This is a genomic window from Brevibacillus sp. HD3.3A, from assembly GCF_013284375.2.
In the GTDB taxonomy this organism is placed as follows: Bacteria; Bacillota; Bacilli; order Brevibacillales; family Brevibacillaceae; genus Brevibacillus; species Brevibacillus parabrevis.
Genome location: NZ_CP085874.1, coordinates 4,899,592 through 4,915,344 on the forward strand (window position 1 = coordinate 4,899,592; position 15,753 = coordinate 4,915,344).

The 15,753-nt window shown below is 51.6% G+C and carries 15 protein-coding genes; 1 reads left to right on the plus strand and 14 read right to left on the minus strand.

Going from position 1 to position 15,753, the window contains the following annotated elements; all coding sequences use genetic code 11:
- Window positions 1–76 precede the first annotated feature (76 nt).
- From HP435_RS22770 to HP435_RS22805, 8 genes are all read right to left on the minus strand, one after another.
- Window positions 77–856 carry an IclR family transcriptional regulator gene (locus HP435_RS22770; protein ID WP_122964601.1) on the minus strand — a complete coding sequence of 260 codons (780 nt, stop codon included), beginning with the start codon at window positions 854–856 and terminating at the stop codon, window positions 77–79.
- Window positions 857–894: 38 nt separating this feature from the next.
- Window positions 895–2,163 (minus strand): M20 family metallopeptidase, encoded by a 1,269-nt coding sequence (locus HP435_RS22775; RefSeq protein ID WP_173597534.1) that lies wholly within the window; start codon window positions 2,161–2,163, stop codon window positions 895–897.
- A complete protein-coding gene (locus tag HP435_RS22780; RefSeq protein ID WP_122964599.1) occupies window positions 2,160–3,107 on the minus strand; it encodes a DUF1177 domain-containing protein in 948 nt (315 codons plus the stop codon). Before HP435_RS22780 ends, HP435_RS22775 begins: the two co-directional genes overlap by 4 nt.
- A 19-nt stretch (window positions 3,108–3,126) precedes the next feature.
- Complete coding sequence (locus HP435_RS22785) at window positions 3,127–4,107, minus strand: ABC transporter ATP-binding protein (RefSeq protein WP_122964598.1); 981 nt, start codon at window positions 4,105–4,107, stop codon at window positions 3,127–3,129.
- Entirely contained in the window at window positions 4,104–5,111 is a 1,008-nt protein-coding gene (locus tag HP435_RS22790) for an ABC transporter ATP-binding protein (protein ID WP_167470306.1), read from the minus strand. The genes HP435_RS22785 and HP435_RS22790 overlap by 4 nt, the downstream gene beginning before the upstream one ends.
- A 37-nt stretch (window positions 5,112–5,148) precedes the next feature.
- Window positions 5,149–6,057 (minus strand): ABC transporter permease, encoded by a 909-nt coding sequence (locus tag HP435_RS22795; protein ID WP_173597533.1) that lies wholly within the window; start codon window positions 6,055–6,057, stop codon window positions 5,149–5,151.
- Between the two features lie 6 nt (window positions 6,058–6,063).
- A complete protein-coding gene (locus tag HP435_RS22800) occupies window positions 6,064–7,023 on the minus strand; it encodes an ABC transporter permease (RefSeq protein WP_122964595.1) in 960 nt (319 codons plus the stop codon).
- Between the two features lie 113 nt (window positions 7,024–7,136).
- Entirely contained in the window at window positions 7,137–8,753 is a 1,617-nt protein-coding gene (locus HP435_RS22805; RefSeq protein ID WP_173597532.1) for an ABC transporter substrate-binding protein, read from the minus strand.
- Between the two features lie 199 nt (window positions 8,754–8,952).
- Between HP435_RS22805 and HP435_RS22810 the strand changes: the two genes are divergently transcribed.
- A complete protein-coding gene (locus HP435_RS22810; RefSeq protein ID WP_173599260.1) occupies window positions 8,953–9,906 on the plus strand; it encodes an aminopeptidase in 954 nt (317 codons plus the stop codon).
- A gap of 68 nt (window positions 9,907–9,974) precedes the next feature.
- Here the strand turns inward: HP435_RS22810 and HP435_RS22815 are convergent, their stop codons facing one another.
- From HP435_RS22815 to HP435_RS22840, 6 genes are all read right to left on the minus strand, one after another.
- Window positions 9,975–10,655, minus strand: a complete 681-nt coding sequence (locus HP435_RS22815; protein WP_217365729.1) for a hypothetical protein — start codon at window positions 10,653–10,655, stop codon at window positions 9,975–9,977.
- 28 nt (window positions 10,656–10,683) lie between these two features.
- Window positions 10,684–11,283: a hypothetical protein gene (locus HP435_RS22820; protein ID WP_173599261.1), complete on the minus strand. Its 600-nt coding sequence runs from the start codon at window positions 11,281–11,283 to the stop codon at window positions 10,684–10,686.
- 262 nt (window positions 11,284–11,545) lie between these two features.
- Window positions 11,546–11,800: a DUF1450 domain-containing protein gene (locus HP435_RS22825; RefSeq protein WP_229049740.1), complete on the minus strand. Its 255-nt coding sequence runs from the start codon at window positions 11,798–11,800 to the stop codon at window positions 11,546–11,548.
- Between the two features lie 227 nt (window positions 11,801–12,027).
- The gene (locus tag HP435_RS22830) at window positions 12,028–12,963 is read right to left on the minus strand and encodes a cation diffusion facilitator family transporter (protein WP_122964591.1); all 936 of its coding nucleotides are present in this window, start codon (window positions 12,961–12,963) and stop codon (window positions 12,028–12,030) included.
- 230 nt (window positions 12,964–13,193) lie between these two features.
- Window positions 13,194–14,105 carry an N-acetylmuramic acid 6-phosphate etherase gene (gene murQ / locus HP435_RS22835; protein WP_122964590.1) on the minus strand — a complete coding sequence of 304 codons (912 nt, stop codon included), beginning with the start codon at window positions 14,103–14,105 and terminating at the stop codon, window positions 13,194–13,196.
- 64 nt (window positions 14,106–14,169) lie between these two features.
- A complete protein-coding gene (locus HP435_RS22840) occupies window positions 14,170–15,753 on the minus strand; it encodes a glycoside hydrolase family 3 protein (protein WP_173599262.1) in 1,584 nt (527 codons plus the stop codon).

Here is a 15,753-nt window from a genome sequence, read left to right on the forward strand (position 1 = left end):
TCATGAAAAACGTACGTCTCGACGTTTTTCACAGCAAAAAAGCTGCCGACAGATTTTGCTCTGCGGCAGCTTTTTTCTAACCAAACAAGTAATAGCGGGATAAATCCACGCGGTAGTTTTGAATAATCTCATCGACTTCCCGTTTGCCCCGCATCAGGATTTCCAGGCACTCTGCCTTCTTCTCCTCGCTCATCCGGTAAATCGGGCCGGATATGGTCAACGAGCCCATCACATGTCCGTCGTAATGGAACAGCGGGCACGCGATCGCCAGAACATCCGGCGTATACTCGCCCGTGCTCATCGCCCATCCGGCTTCGCGAATATGCACAAGCTCCTCGCGCAATTTGTCCGGATCGGCAATCGTATTTTTCGTGTACTGCCGCAAGCCTTGCAAAATGATGTGCTCGATTTTCTCTTGCGGCAAGTAGGCCATGATCGAACGGTACGATGCGCCTACAAACAAAGGGGCACGACTGCCTACCGACACGGAGTATTTCACCACATTGTCCGGCTCCAGCGCATCGAGCGTAAGCGCTTCGTCTTCGTCCAGGCAGGTCAGGAAGATCGACTCGCCCGACTCCTCCATCATCCGCTGCAACACAGGCCGAATCAGTCGTGATACATGGAACGACTCTCTCATTGTCAATCCAAGCTCCCACAGGCGAATGCCCAATGAGTATTTTTTCGTCTTGGGATCTTTCTCCAGAAAGCGATTGGCTTCAAACGTAGATAATACGCGGAATACATTTGCGTGATTCAAACCGACTTCCTTGGCGAGTTCCCTTGCTCCCCATTCCGGTTTCTCCTTCGTGAACAGCTGTAACAATTTGAGTGATTGATCCAACGTTTTTAGCACGACGACTCCCCTTATTCACGATTACTTTTCAAACCCGTTTATTGCTCGTACAAAAAGTCAATGGCTGCCGCCACGTACACCTTCGCGCAGCGGATGACGTCTTCGACCAGCACTTTTTCATTGAAATTGTGGATGCTCGGCAAGTACGCAGGCCCGTATTGCAAGACCGGAATGTCGTACGCGCGGAAATGTCTGGCATCGCTGCTTGCCCACTGCTGAACGCCAAAAGCGTGCTCGCCTGTCACGTACGTGATGTTGTCGACGATCGCCCGGCAGACCGGATCATCCGGCGACGTGTAGTTCGCATGGCTTTGCGTTCCCATCGGCACAATTTCGTAATCAATATCCAGCTCGTCCAACTGGCTGGTGATGTAGCCCATGACTTCTGCTCTCGTCACGCCAAACGGCAGGCGGCAATCCACTTCCACGGTGCAAGTGTCAGGGACCACATTTGCTTTCGTTCCGCCCTCAATCGTACCGATGTTGCAAGAGACGCGCTCCAGCACATCCTGGTACGGTTCCCGCTCGGTGCCGAGCATGTATGCTTTGGATACCTTCACGAGTTCCTTGACTTCATCCGGAATCACGACCGGATAATCCCATACGGTGCGAATCCGCTCGATAGCGCGAATCGCATCCATGATCGCATTTTTGCCGGCGATCGGCCCGAGGCTGCCGTGAGCTGGCTTGCCTTTGACCGTGAGCTGGAACCAGCAGGAACCTTTTTGCCCCAAAGTCGGATTGTGCGGCGAGGACGGCTCGGCGATCAGACATCCGTCTCCCTCGACCAGCTTGCGCTCCAAAATCCACGGAACGCCCATCGCTCCGCCTGTTTCCTCGTCCGGCACGATCGCCAGAATCAATTGTCCCGGCAGTTCGACTCCCAAGCGCTGCAAAATCGTCGCGGCAAAAATCAGTCCAGCCAAGCCGCCCTTCATGTCAGAAGCGCCGCGGCCCAAAATCCAGCCGTCTTTTACTTCGCCGCTGAACGGAGCAAATTCCCACTTGGACAAGTCCCCAGCAGGCACGACATCCGTATGGCCGCAATAAATCAACTTTTTGCCCGATTGCAGATTGCCGATCCGGGACACGAGGTTGTACATGTTTGGCCCTGCTTCATGCCAGTCTGTAGCGATGTCAAAACGCTCCAGATATTCCGTAATAAAGCGACTGATCGGCCCGGAATCGCCCGGCGGATTTTCGCTCGGGAACTGGATCAGCTTGCAGCACAGCTCGATCAATTCGTCCTTGTTTTGTTCGACGGCGGCGATGACCTGGTCTTTTAACGCTTTCAGTTGATCGCTCATGACACGCTCACCTTGCCGTCCAGTGTGAGCAGATGCTTCATGGAGCCGTACAGCGATGTCATCCGCGCAAACTCTTCCTCGTCGTAGAACGCGCACTTGCCTGTTCCAAACAGCTTGGCTACCTCGATCACGAAGCGCACGACTTGTTCGACGTGCACGAGATGAGTCGCACCTGTGGCGCAGCCTGCTACTGGCACCTGGGTCGTCAAGGCAATCCCGACAACCGGGCTGTCTGTTACGACACACGGCTGCATGATGCTGTTGATGTGGTGCAAATTGTTGCCGTACGGCGTGATGTCTTGTACCGTAATCGGCAATGTCACTGGCATGTTGCCGGACGTTTGCTTCACCAGTTCAAGCAAATCGTTGCTGATGCGCAAGATGTACCCTTCCTTGACCGTCGGGGTGATCGCATAGCCTGTATGATTGAGAATCATGTTTCCTTTTGTGGTGTCGATGGACAAAATCGCGTCCATCTCGGACGATACTTCATTGGCATTCATGATCTGCATGTCCACCGGAGAGTTCATGAACGGCACGGGATCATGCGGAAGAGTCGGCGCATCCGGGCAAATGTGCGTAGTCAGGAGGATGTCTCCTTCCAACGTGTCGCCGCGCTGCTGCATGTCGGCAAGCTTCGCTGCTGCTGCCATGCACGCCAGAGCGCCGTCGCCATCAGATACGAAGCCGACTTGCTCGGGACGGGCGCCAATCCCGCCCAAACGGCCAATGACGCCAAGTGTCGGCGCCGTTCCGCCGCTGCTTTTTCCGTTCTTTCCTTTTATTAATACTTTGACGAAATCGGTCTTTCCTTTTTGTCCAGTAACGGTAGATACTTCTACATCGCGAAAGCCGCTTTGTTCAAAATATCGTTTCAGGTCATCCCCTGTAACGTAAGCGCTGTCCATAAGATCGTACATTTCGATTACATGCTTGAAAGACATAAAAAAGTCTCCTTTTCCATTATGATAGATTTCCTAAAAGATGACAAGAAACCTTGTGCTGCCCTTCATACAACGTGAGCGCAGGCGCTTCTGTCTTGCAACGGTCGGTCGCATACGGGCACCGCTTGTGGAAATGGCAGCCGGATGGCGGATTCATCGGACTCGGCACATCACCCGTCAGGATGACCCGCTCCTTTTTGATCAGCGGACTTTCCTTCGGCACTGCCGACAGCAGCGCTCGCGTATACGGGTGCTGCGCATTGTGGTAAATCTCCTCGTACGTTCCCATCTCCACGACACGGCCCAAATACATGACGGCAATCCGGTCGCTGATGTAGCGCACGACGTTCAAATCGTGGGAAATGAAAATGTAGGTCAGGTTGAAGCTCGCCTGCAAATCCTTCAGCAAGTTGATCACTTGCGCCTGAATCGACACGTCCAAAGCCGAAACGGACTCGTCGCAAATTACAACTTCCGGATTGAGCGCAAGCGCCCTGGCGATGTTGATTCGCTGCCGCTGTCCGCCGGAAAACTCATGCGGGTAACGGGTGGCGTGATAATCGGAAAGCCCGACGACTTCCAAAAGCTCCTTCACCCTTTTTACCCGCTCCTGGTGAGTTCCGACCTGGTGAATGACCAGCGGCTCCACGATCAGCTGCTCGACTGTTTTGCGCGGATCGAGCGACGCATACGGATTTTGGAAAATCATCTGGATCGATTTGCGCGCCCGCTTCATTTCCTTGTCGGACAGCTTGGCCAAATCCTGGCCCCCCATGATGACGGAGCCTTCCGTCGGACGAATCAGCTGCATGATCAGGCGAGCCAATGTCGACTTGCCGCACCCGGACTCGCCCACGATCCCGAGTGTCTCCCCTCTTTTCACCTCAAAGCTGACGTCATCGACTGCCTTGACGACTTTCGAGGATTTGCCGAACAAAGACTGATCCTTTACGGGAAAATGCTTTTTCAGCTGATTGATTTGGATGATCGACTCACTCATGCCTGGCTTCCCCCTTTCCGTTCAAGACGGTGGTCGCTCGTCTGGAAGTGGCAGGCTACCAGATGGTTGGGAGCCACTTCGACGAGCGGCGGTTTTTCGCTGAAGCACTTGTCTTTGGCATATGGACAGCGGGGAGCGAAGTAGCAGCCCGCAATATCTTCGCGCAGGTCAGGAGGATTGCCCGGGATCGACGGCAGCTTGCCCGTTGTGTCTGATTTGATCTGGGAATCAAGCAATCCCCACGTATAAGGATGAAGCGGCTTTTCGTACAGCTCTTCTACCGTTGCGTATTCCACCGTGTTTCCGGCATACATGACGAGAACTTTTTGACAGCTCTCCCAAACGACACCCAGGTCATGAGTAATCATGATGATCGATGTTTGCAAATCGTCTTGCAGTTTTTTCATCAAGTCCAAAATTTGCGCTTGTACCGTTACGTCCAAAGCAGTTGTCGGCTCGTCCGCAATCAGCAGCTTCGGATTGCAAGCGAGGGCAATCGCGATCATGACGCGTTGGCGCATCCCGCCGGAAAATTCGTGCGGATATTGCTCCAGCCGTTTTTCCGGCTCCGGAATCCCGACCAGCTTCAACATCTCAATCGCCCGCTGGCGAGCCGCTTTTTTGTCCAGCTGCTGGTGCAGGCGGATTACTTCGATAATTTGATTCCCCACGGTAAAAACCGGATTGAGGGAGGTCATCGGGTCTTGAAAAATCATCGAGATTTCGTTTCCCCGAATCTTGCGCATCTGTGCCTGGGAAAGCTTCGTCAAATCTTTTCCTTCAAACAAAATGCTGCCTCGCTCGATTTTTCCAGGGGGAGACGGAATCAGCCCGAGAATGGCGGTGGAGGTCACGCTTTTGCCCGAGCCTGATTCTCCGACAATCCCGATCGTCTCCCCCTGCTTCAGATCAAAGCTCACGCCGTTTACCGCCTTCACGACTCCGGACGAATAAAAATAAACGGCCAAATCTTGCACGCTGAGTAGTACATCTGACTTTGCCAATTCCCCTTCACCCCAATCTATGTCTCACTTTTGTCGCTTACACTTTCATTTTCGGATCGAGTGCATCGCGCAAGCCGTCACCGAACAGGTTGAAGCCGAGTACCGAGAGCAAAATCGCCAGCCCGGAGAACGTTGCCATGTGCGGCGACAAGACGAGGAAGTCTTTTCCGTCCTTCAGGATGCTGCCCCATGAAGCGGTCGGCGGCTGCACGCCCAGACCGAGGAAGCTCAGCGCCGCTTCGGAAATGATCGCTCCGGCTACGTGCATCGTTGCGTAAACAATAATCGGCGCCATACAGTTTGGCAGGATATGGTGAAAAATAATGCGGGAATCGTTGGCCCCAAGCGATCGCGTCACCTCGATATACTCTTCCTCCTTGACCGCCAGCACCTGGCCGCGGACAATTCGGGCGAAGCCGGGAATATTGGCAATCCCGATGGCGAGAATGACGTTGAACAATCCGGCTCCAAGCACGGTCATCAGCGAGATGGACAACAGGATGAACGGGAATGCAAACAATCCGTCCATGAGGCGCATGATGATCGCATCCCATTTGCCTCCGTAGTAGCCTGCCAAAAGACCGAGCAGCGTGCCGATCATGCCGCCGAGTCCGATCGCAAAAATACCGACGATCAAGGAAATGCGCGTGCCGTAGACGATCCGGCTGAACAAATCGCGTCCGTAGTTGTCAGTTCCGAGCAAATGACCGTCGATGCCAGGCTCGGACAGCGAATTGGCCAAGTCCATGTCATTCGGCCCGTGCGTCGCAATCAATGGCGCGAACAGGGCGAAAATGACCATGAGCGCGATGATGACCATGCCGACCATCGCCAGCTTGTTTTTCAAAAGCCGGCTCCATACACTGTTTTCCTTGCTTTTTTTCTTGGGTGCGTTAGGTGCGAGCGTCGCGGGAGCTGGCGATAATGGTTGCGCGTGGTTGCTCATATCGGATCAGCCCTCCCCTTTATTCGTTAGTTTCACGCGCGGATTGACCACGGTGTACAAAATGTCGACGAGCAAATTGATCAACACGAAAATAACGGCGATGAACAGGACGGTTCCTTGCACGACGACAAAGTCCCGATTTTCAATCGCGTCCACCACGAGACGCCCCATCCCCGGCCAGCTGAAGATCGTCTCCGTCAGGACAGCCCCGCCGAGCATGGAGGAAATTTGCATCCCCATGACCGTAAGCAATGGAGTCATCGCATTTTTCAAGGCGTGCTTCCAGACGACGAAAAATTCGCGCAGCCCTTTCGCCCGAGCCGTCTTGATGTAGTCCTGGCGGATTACTTCAAGCATGCTGGAGCGCGTAATCCGGGCAAAAGTAGCCATCGGAATCGTGGACAAGGCGATGCTCGGCAAAATCAGGTGCGTGACTACGCTGCCGAAGCCTTCGGACAACGAGCCCATCCCGGTAGCCGGAAGCCAGCCAAGATGTACGCTGAAGTAAAGAACGAGCATGACCCCGAGCCAAAAGATCGGCATCGATACGCCAACGAGCGAGAGAATCATGACGGTGTAATCCCAGAACGAATACTGTTTGGTTGCAGAAATGATGCCTGCCGGAATCCCGATGAGCAGCGAGAGAGCGAGCGCACAGGCGGACAGCAAAAGCGTGTTCGGGAAGCGCTCCATGATCAAAGACATGACCGGCTGATTGTAGCCGAGCGAGGTTCCCAAATCTCCCTGCAGCAAGCTGCCGAGGAAGTCGACGTATTGGAGGTACAACGGCTGATTCAGCCCGAGTGTTTCCCGCATTTTGGCGATTTCATCAGGGGAAGCTTGCGGCCCAAGCAGCACTGCCGCCGGGTCGCCGGGAATCAACCGCGTGATGATGAAAACGGTCGTGGCAACGACAAACAGCGTAGGGATTAAATCGAATAACCGTTTGAAAATCAGTTTGAGCAAGCCACTCTCCTCCTTCCCACTATTCGTTTAAAGCTTGGCCTGGTAAGAAATGCCCGAAGAGAGGACTTTGTCGCGGCCTCTCTTCGAAGCGTGGAAGCTTTTAGGCGTGTGTATTACTTGTTCAGCCAAACGTTCGTCTCGCTGTTGACCAGGAAGATCGAGCTGTCCGCACGCACTTGGTAATCTTGCACGTATTTCTTCATTCCGGTCGCAACATCGAGCAGGCCCAGTTCGACGTGAACGACGTCATCGTTGATTTGTTTCATCGCCTGGCTGTACAGCTCTTTGCGCTTCGCTTCGTCCGTCGTCTCTGCCGTTGCGCGTTCCAGAAGCTTGTCTACTTCCGGATTGCTGTAGGCGTAGCCGTTGCCGAGCGAACCGATTTGCTTGCTGTGGAACATTTGATAGAGGAAGAAGTCAGGGTCCGGGTACCAGGACCAGCCCATGATGTAGAGCGGAGCTTTTCCTTTGGCTACGATGTCGCTGAACGTTCCCCACTCAACGGTTTTGATCTCTGCGTCGATGTTCAGGTTGTCTTTCAGCTGTTGCGCTGCGATGGTCGCTTGCGGCACGCGGGAAGCGATTACATAAAGCTCGGTTTTGAATCCGTCCGGATAGCCTGCTTCAGCCAGAAGCTGTTTGGCTTTTTGCGGGTCAAAAGCAGGAACGGCTGCTTCGAGAGACGAGTCATAGCCCCACGATGCTTTTGGCAGCGGCAGGAACGATTTTTCCGCTCCGCCCCATTTGAATACCCCTTTGACCAAACCTTCCACGTCTACAGCGAGACGGATTGCTTCACGCACTTTTTTGTCCTTCGTCGGGCCTTCGATCTGGTTCAAACCCATGTACTCAATGGACAGACCTGGCTTCGTTTGCAAGTTCAAGTTTTGATCCTTCTCGATGATCGCACGGTTTTGCCCTTTGACATCGGTCACCATGTCGATGTCGCCGGAGCGCAGGGCGTTGGTCATCATGTTCGCATCGGTGATGAATTTGAACTCTACGCCATCCAGGTGAGGCTTCGGACCCCAGTATTTATCAGAACGCTTCAAATTTACAGAATCGTCTTGGTTGAATTTATCGATCATGAACGGCCCTGTTCCCACGAGGTGAGTGCCGAACTGATCTTTCCAGCCTTCTACCTCTTCGCGCGGAACGATGATGTTGCCGCCGTCTGTCAGCATGGCAAGCAAAGCGGCGTTTGGCGCGTCCAGGTGAATCGCTACTTCGTTTTCGCTGATGACTTCTACTTTTTCCACGCCGCGCAGACGCTTGAGTGCGGATTGCTTCGCAGAACGTTCCAGACTGTACTTCACGTCCTCGGCTGTCATTTTCCGTCCATCCTGGTATTTGCCAGGCTGGAAGTACACATTGTCCTGGAGCTTGAACGTATACACCTTCATGTCATCCGACACTTTCCACTCTGTTGCGAGGCTCGGTTCAATTTTGGACAAGTCATTCGTGTAACGAACGAGCGTGTCGCCAATACTGCGGATGATGTTGGATTCATAAGCACCCGTGTAAGCAATTGGGTCCAGTGTTTTTGCCGTAGAAGACAAGCCGATTTTCAGCACGCCGCCATCTTTTGGCTGGCCAGCTGCCTGCTGCTGGTCGCCGCCCTTTGCATCTTGAGCAGGAGCGCTTCCTTGTCCACCACATGCAGCGAGTGCCAGCATGGATACGACCATGACAGAAGAAAACAACGCTTTGGCTTTCAACATTTTCCTCACTACGATTCCCCCAGACATTTTTATGTGTATCAAATAATGAAACACATGTTCAATATGTGTTACGTTTTGGATTATAGCAAATGCTTTTTTTAGTGTAAATAGTCAAAAAACAAAAAAATTAAGACTTGATTAACCGCTTTTTCTTTCAGTACAATCTCTTCAAGATTTACATTTACTAAAAATCAGGAGTGAGCGACCGATGAGCCAACTCGTGGAAATCAGCCGCAATTTGCTGGCGACTTGTTTAGGCGTAAAGGAAAAGGAAGAATTGGTCATTGTTACCGATGAAGATAAGCGTCCTTTGGCAGAAGCTCTCTATGAAGCTGGAAAGCTGCTCGGTGCGGAAACCGTGCTGTTAGTCATGCAGGAGCGCGAAAAATCCGGCCAGGAGCCGCCGCAGGCGATTGCCAAAGCGATGGAGCAAGCGGACGTAGCCGTGTGCATCACGAAACATTCGCTTACGCACACACAAGCGCGAAAAGTGGCCGCTGCCAACGAAACGCGCGTCGCCACCATGCCGGGTATTACCCGCGACATGTTTACCGCTGGAGCGATTTCTGCCGATTATCAGGAGGTCAAACGGCTGACCGAAGAGGTGACAGACATCCTGACCCGCGGCAAACAAGTACGAATTGAAAAAGCCGGCTACGCGCTGGAATTTTCCATTGAAACACGCAACGGCGTTCCCAGCACTGGCATGTATCTGGAAAAAGGACAATCGGGCAATCTCCCGTCTGGCGAGGCGTACATCGCCCCCATCGAAGGCTCGGCCAACGGACAAATTTTGGTCGACGGCTCCATCGGCGGAATCGGCATGATTGACGAGCCTTTGCTGCTTACGATCAAGGATGGTCGGCTGATTAGCGCAGAGGGGCCGACGGGTTCGCGACTGCTTGCCACGCTCGGGGATGGCGATGGCCGCATGCTGGCGGAATTTGGGATTGGAACCAATCACAAGGCGAGAATTATCGGGGTTGTGCTGGAAGACGAGAAAGCATTCGGAACGATCCACGTTGCGTTCGGCAGCAACGCGACCTTTGGGGGAACCATCCAGGCTGGTGTGCACATTGATTTAATCGTAAACGAACCGGATGTGTTCATTGATGGGCAGCAAATCCAGGAAAAAGGGCGCTTTCTGTTTGGGGACGAGTAGCTTGAAAAAGCAAAAGCAGAGGCGGATTAAGTCGCCTCTGCTTTTTTGTGCTTCAGATGAACCGGGATTTATCTGTTTTTCTTAGGCTTGATGTATTCGTGAGTCGTTGCTTCGAATACATCGCCAACATAGCGATTTAGTTTTCTCTCCTTTTTGTTATCTATGGTATATCCATACCAATCTGCGTATATGTTGTACCTTTTCGCCTGAGCATAGAAATACAACGTGTAATCACCCGGTTTAGATACATTGACACTGGTTTCAGTACCTTTTGTATATTCAATTATTTCCTTAGATACATAAGTATGGTCAATGTGTCCTTCTATTTCTGCCAGGAACTTATAGCCTCCCTGAGCTCGCACGCCTGATTCAAGCGAATGCGATGTTTCATTCGTTTTTTTAACTGTCTGCATAAATTTGTAATTGATTTCTGTGCCATCAATTACCTCGACATCTGCTTTGTGCACTAGCAAATAATCACGCTCGTATCCATCTTCTTCAGCTTTTAAAGACCCTCTAACATAACCATCTTGCTTATATACTACAGTGGAAGAATAAGGTTTAATTGACGCTTCTTTTTGAAAATAAGGGTACTTACTCTCGGTAGTATAAGTCAATTCACCTACAGAATAAGAGCCTACTTCTCGATCAACTTCACTTGCATAGACCGTTGCTCCAGACGCTAAAACCCCAAGAACTAAAGCACTAGATAGAATGTGGCTGATGGCCTTGCTCCGATTTCTCTTCAAAATAAGACCTTCTTTCTCAATACTATATTTAGATATTTCCTTGAAGGAATTTATCTACTTGAGTTATGAAGTCTGCTAAATTATTTGCTCCCTTATCATATTTAGAATCAGATATAAGGACGCAACTTACGTTATATCCATATTTTTCAAAGCTATATTGATAGGCATTTACAGACGGATAGACATTCGCATAATATGCTTTTAAATCATTATCCGGCGAATTATATCTGGCGTTGCTATAATAAATACTGTTCTGCCATTGTTCTTGCTGGGCTCCAAGACGTTTACTAATGCTCATTAGAATGACAGTTCCGTTTGTTTTATTTTTATATATGTAGTTTTTCTGTCTGCCAAATATGGAAGTTTCTATTTCTTTTTGCTGTGGGCCCAAGATAATGTCCGGAGTTGTCAGCATGTTTTCATTACCTTGCAGTAACTCTTCATAGCCTTCTGGCTTAAACTTTTCGTCTATTTTTTTGGTAAAAGCTATAAATTTGTCTCTATCAGTTTCCGACAGATATCCCGTCTGCTTGCTTTCAGAAAGAGAAATAAAACTATATGAATACCCACCAATTCCAAAGACAATTAAATAGCTGACGACCAAAAAGATTAGTTTAGTTTTTCTCATCTACGAGCCCCCTTTTTATGATCTATTTGTTGTTACTAAATAAAACTCAAATAACAAAAAATGTAAATCAATTACTCAAAATGAACTGTACTATATTTTACAATTTTTGGTAAGTCGCTTTGTATAAGTTTATATATTTTGAAATTTCATTAATCCATCATTAACTCCTTGATAATATGCCTTATTTCGCTATCCTCATTAGTAGTCTCTATCAGCAAAAGTTTTGGAGCATACGATCATCCACACAAAAAAACGCAGAAGGTCACGCCCCTTCTGCGTCCTGGTATACCGCGGTTGTCGCCGCCCATTTTTCTTTCAGTCGCTCCAGCAGTTCTTGCCCATCGTTGCCCACCACGTTTTTGCCGTTGAACAGGGCAAACGCTTTTTCCAGGCATTGACCGCAATAGTTGACACAGCGCTCATCGATTACTTGCACGTCGGGAAGCTGCCTGACCTCGTCCCTCACCCATTTCAGACTGCCTTCCAGATTGCACGGACAAAACTTGATTGTTTTCACCAGCGTATCCTCCACTCGAATTTTGGCATGCGATTATACCGGAATTTTACAGTCTATTCAGAATACACAGCAAGAGCATGCGTAAAACCACAAACGCTTTAAAGCAGCAAGGAAAAACAAAGCCGGGCTGGTTGCCAGAACCTGTACAGCAAAACCTGCACATGATCTGGAACCGCCCGGCCTTGTTCATTCAGCTTGAATGGGCCGCACACGCCACAGCATTCCGCTTACGTCTGCGGCAGCAAAAATTGTTTCCCGTACTCCCCGTGATCGAGGATCATCGGGTGCTCGATCTGAATCGTCGAATGCTCGATGCCGTACTTTGTTTTCAACAGATGATTGATGCCGAGAATCACGCAATACGGTTGAATATCTTCCCTCACGAACACATGCGCCGTCAGCGAATAGTGCTCCGTCGATACCGCCCACAGATGCAGCTCATGCACATCGTAGACTCCTTCCACGCTGGCGAGGTCTGCCCGGATTTGATCCAGGTCAAACTGCTCCGGCACAGACTCCATCAACACAGCGAGAGATTCGCGGATGATTTTAAAGCCGCCCATAAAAATGATGGCCCCGATCACCATACTGATCAACGGGTCGAACAAGTAGTAGCCTGTGAAGTAAATGAGAATAGCCGAAGCGATTACCCCGACAGAGCTGAGCAAATCGCCGATGAAGTGCCACAGCGCGCTTTTTACGTTCAGATTGTTTTCTTCCTTCGTGCTTCTGGAGAGAACGACGGTCAGGACGATATTCACAATCAGCCCGATCGAGGCGATCGTCAACATCAGTCCCAAGTCGACGTCTTGCGGATGAATCATCCGGTTGATCCCTTCGATCGCAATCCCGATGGCAATGACGGCAAGAGCCAGACCGTTCAGAAACGAGGCAATGATTTCAAAGCGCAGAAAGCCAAACGTATACTTTTTGTTCGGCTTGCGCGTCGCCATGTAAATCGCGGTCATGCTCAGGCCGAGGGCGATCACGTCCGAGATCATATGCGCCGAGTCGGACAGGAGCGCGAGCGAGTTGGACAGCAAGCCGCCCACAATTTCGACAATCGTAAAAAACAAAGTCAAGATCAGTGTAATCCACAGCGTTTTCTTCGACTTTTGCTGTTCCTTCACGTGATCGAGATGATGATAGTCAGCATGATTCATAAGAAGCACCCCCATAATCAATATAGAACAATTACAATATAATAATTAATTTAATTATAGAGTGTTCCAGTGATTTCATCAAATGAACATTTTATGGATCATACTACTGATTTTCATTCCCATCCCGGCCATTCTCAATGCTTTGCGCCCCCAAAAGGCAAAAAGGCTTCGCCAGTCGCCGTCGCCTGGCAAAGCCTTCGTTACACCGTCTGAATCAGCTATGTCCTCCTCTACCTGGACACATGCCCTTCCATGATCGGTCGAATATTCCCTTTGTATTGTTCCAGCAAGCGCACAGACTCTTCCCGCGCCAACGCTGTTTTTTTCATGACAATCGCCAGCTTGGCGTCTCCATTCGCTTGCGCCAAAAGCTGCTCCGCTTCTTCCGGCGGCACTTGCGCGGCCTCCGCTACGATCTGCTTGGCTCGCTCTTTCAGCTTTTCATTTGTGATCTGCACGTTCACCATCAAGTTTTTGTACACCTTGCCCAAGCGCACCATGCATGTCGTCGTAATCATGTTCAACACCATTTTTTGCGCGGTCGCCGCCTTCAGCCGCGTAGAGCCTGTTACGACCTCCGGGCCGACCACCACGTTGATCGAGGCGTCCACGCCCTCATTGATTTCGGCAGCAGGATTGCACGACAAGGAAATGATTTTCGCCTTCAATCGCCCCGCTTCCTCCAGCGCCCCTTTTACATAAGGCGTCCGTCCGCTCGCGGCAATGCCCACTACCGCATCGCCTTCGCGCACGCCATGCGCCACAACATCTTCCTGCCCCAAATGGGCGAGATCCTCTGCGCCCTCGATTGCTTTCACGACCGCTTCCACTCCGCCAGCGATCACGCCTTGCACCAATGCAGGGTCTGTGCCAAAAGTAGGCGGGCACTCCGCGGCATCCAGTAGTCCAAGACGTCCGCTGGTGCCTGCGCCAAAATAAAACAGCCTTCCGCCGTTTTGCAGGCATTCCGCGATCATATCGATTGCCCGGGCAATGGCAGGCAGTTCTTTTTCCACGCAATAAGCGACTTTTTTATCCTCTTCGTTCATGAGTCTGACGATATCGAATGTCGAGAGCAAATCCAAATCTTCGGATTGCTTGTTCTTTGTTTCCGTGGTCAAGCCGCTCAGTTGATTTCTCATGCGCTACCTCCCCGTCAGTTTTGTTTTGTCACTTGTTTTTGCGTCCAAAGTTTCCATGCTGCTCCTACATCCTGACAGGTAATCGACCAGTTGGTTTTTGCTTGCCAAACAATACATCCGCTACGGCTTCGATCGCCAGCTTGCGATGATCGTACACCGCGAGACAAGCATCGACTTCGGGAAATACGCCCAGGTCGTACGGGTTTCGCAGCGCTACCGCGATCACTTTTTTGCCTTGACCGGACAGTTGCTTGACCAACTGCGCTTGCCCTTCGTAAAGATGGGCGTTGTACGTAAAGACAATGACCGTTTCAAAAGGCGCCATCGCGGCAAAAGCTTGCTCTACGTCTTCCCCCGTCGGTTGCAGCGAACGCAGAAAATGGCATTGTACCGGACTATACGCTTGCAAAGACGCTGCCAAAAGTTCCGCTTCCGCCTGCTGATCCTCATCCTCGGCCAACGTCACTCGCCCGACTCGCGGCATGATCACGCCAAGCGTCGCTGCCTGCTTCGGAATGGGGACGATCCCGCGCTCATTTTTCAGCACCGTGACAGCCTGCGCCAGCACTTCCTTCGCCAAATGCTCGTGCCCGGCCCGGTCAAAAGCAGGAGGCGTCGTCGCAGCATACGTCTCCCAGGAAAGAAAACGCCGCTTCAAAGCCAAAACCCGATTGACTGCTTCGTCTACGCGGGCTGGGGAAATCTCGCCGTTTTCAATCGCCTCGACCAGTCGGTCATACGTCTGCCGCTGAACCTCATGCGTATGGGAGACGAGCACCATATCCACGCCAGCGTTGAGCGAAAGCACCGCCGCTTCCGGCACGCCAGTGGAGTTGGCAATCGCCGCCATTTCCAGGCAGTCGGTAATCGCGACTCCGGAAAACCCAAGTTCCCTTCGCAAAATGTCCGTCACGAGCTGCTGCGAGATCGAAGCAGGCAGTCCGCTGGCATCGATGGTCGGCAAGCTGACATGACCAATCATGACCACCGGAGTGCCTGCCTCGATGCAGTGCCGAAACGGAGCCAGCTCGACCTGCGTAAGCCTTTGCCAATCGTGCGGCAAAACCGGAATCGCTTCATGCGAGTCTGTATGCGTGTCTCCATGTCCGGGAAAATGTTTTACTGCCGGAATGACGCCGCTCGCCAGCAAACCGTGCATGGCTGCTTCGCCAAATTGCCCGACTGCCGCTGGGTCGGCCCCAAATGAACGAACGCCGATCACCGGATTTTGCGGGTTGTTGTTCACGTCGATGACAGGAGCAAAATTGACGCCAATTCCCGCCGCTCGCAGCTCCGCGCCTGTCGCTGCGTATATTTGCCGCGCCAAGTCTGGATTTCCCGTCGCTCCGAGCGCCATCGCCCCGGGGAATGCTGTCGCTTCGTGCAGTCTCGACACCACCCCGTTTTCCTGATCCGTCCCGATCAATAGCGGGCAGCAGTGCCCGGCCTCCTTTGCCCAGCCTTGCATCGTGCGCACGCGCTCAAATGTTTCCGCGTGCGCACCGATGTTGCGGCTGAACAAAATGACGTTGCCAATCTGCCGCTCCTTGATCCATTTTTCCATCTCTTGTGGCAGATCGAGCGTCTGGTACCCGATCATCAGCAACTGCCCAACTTTTTGCTCCACACTCATCTGCTCTGCGCGCAT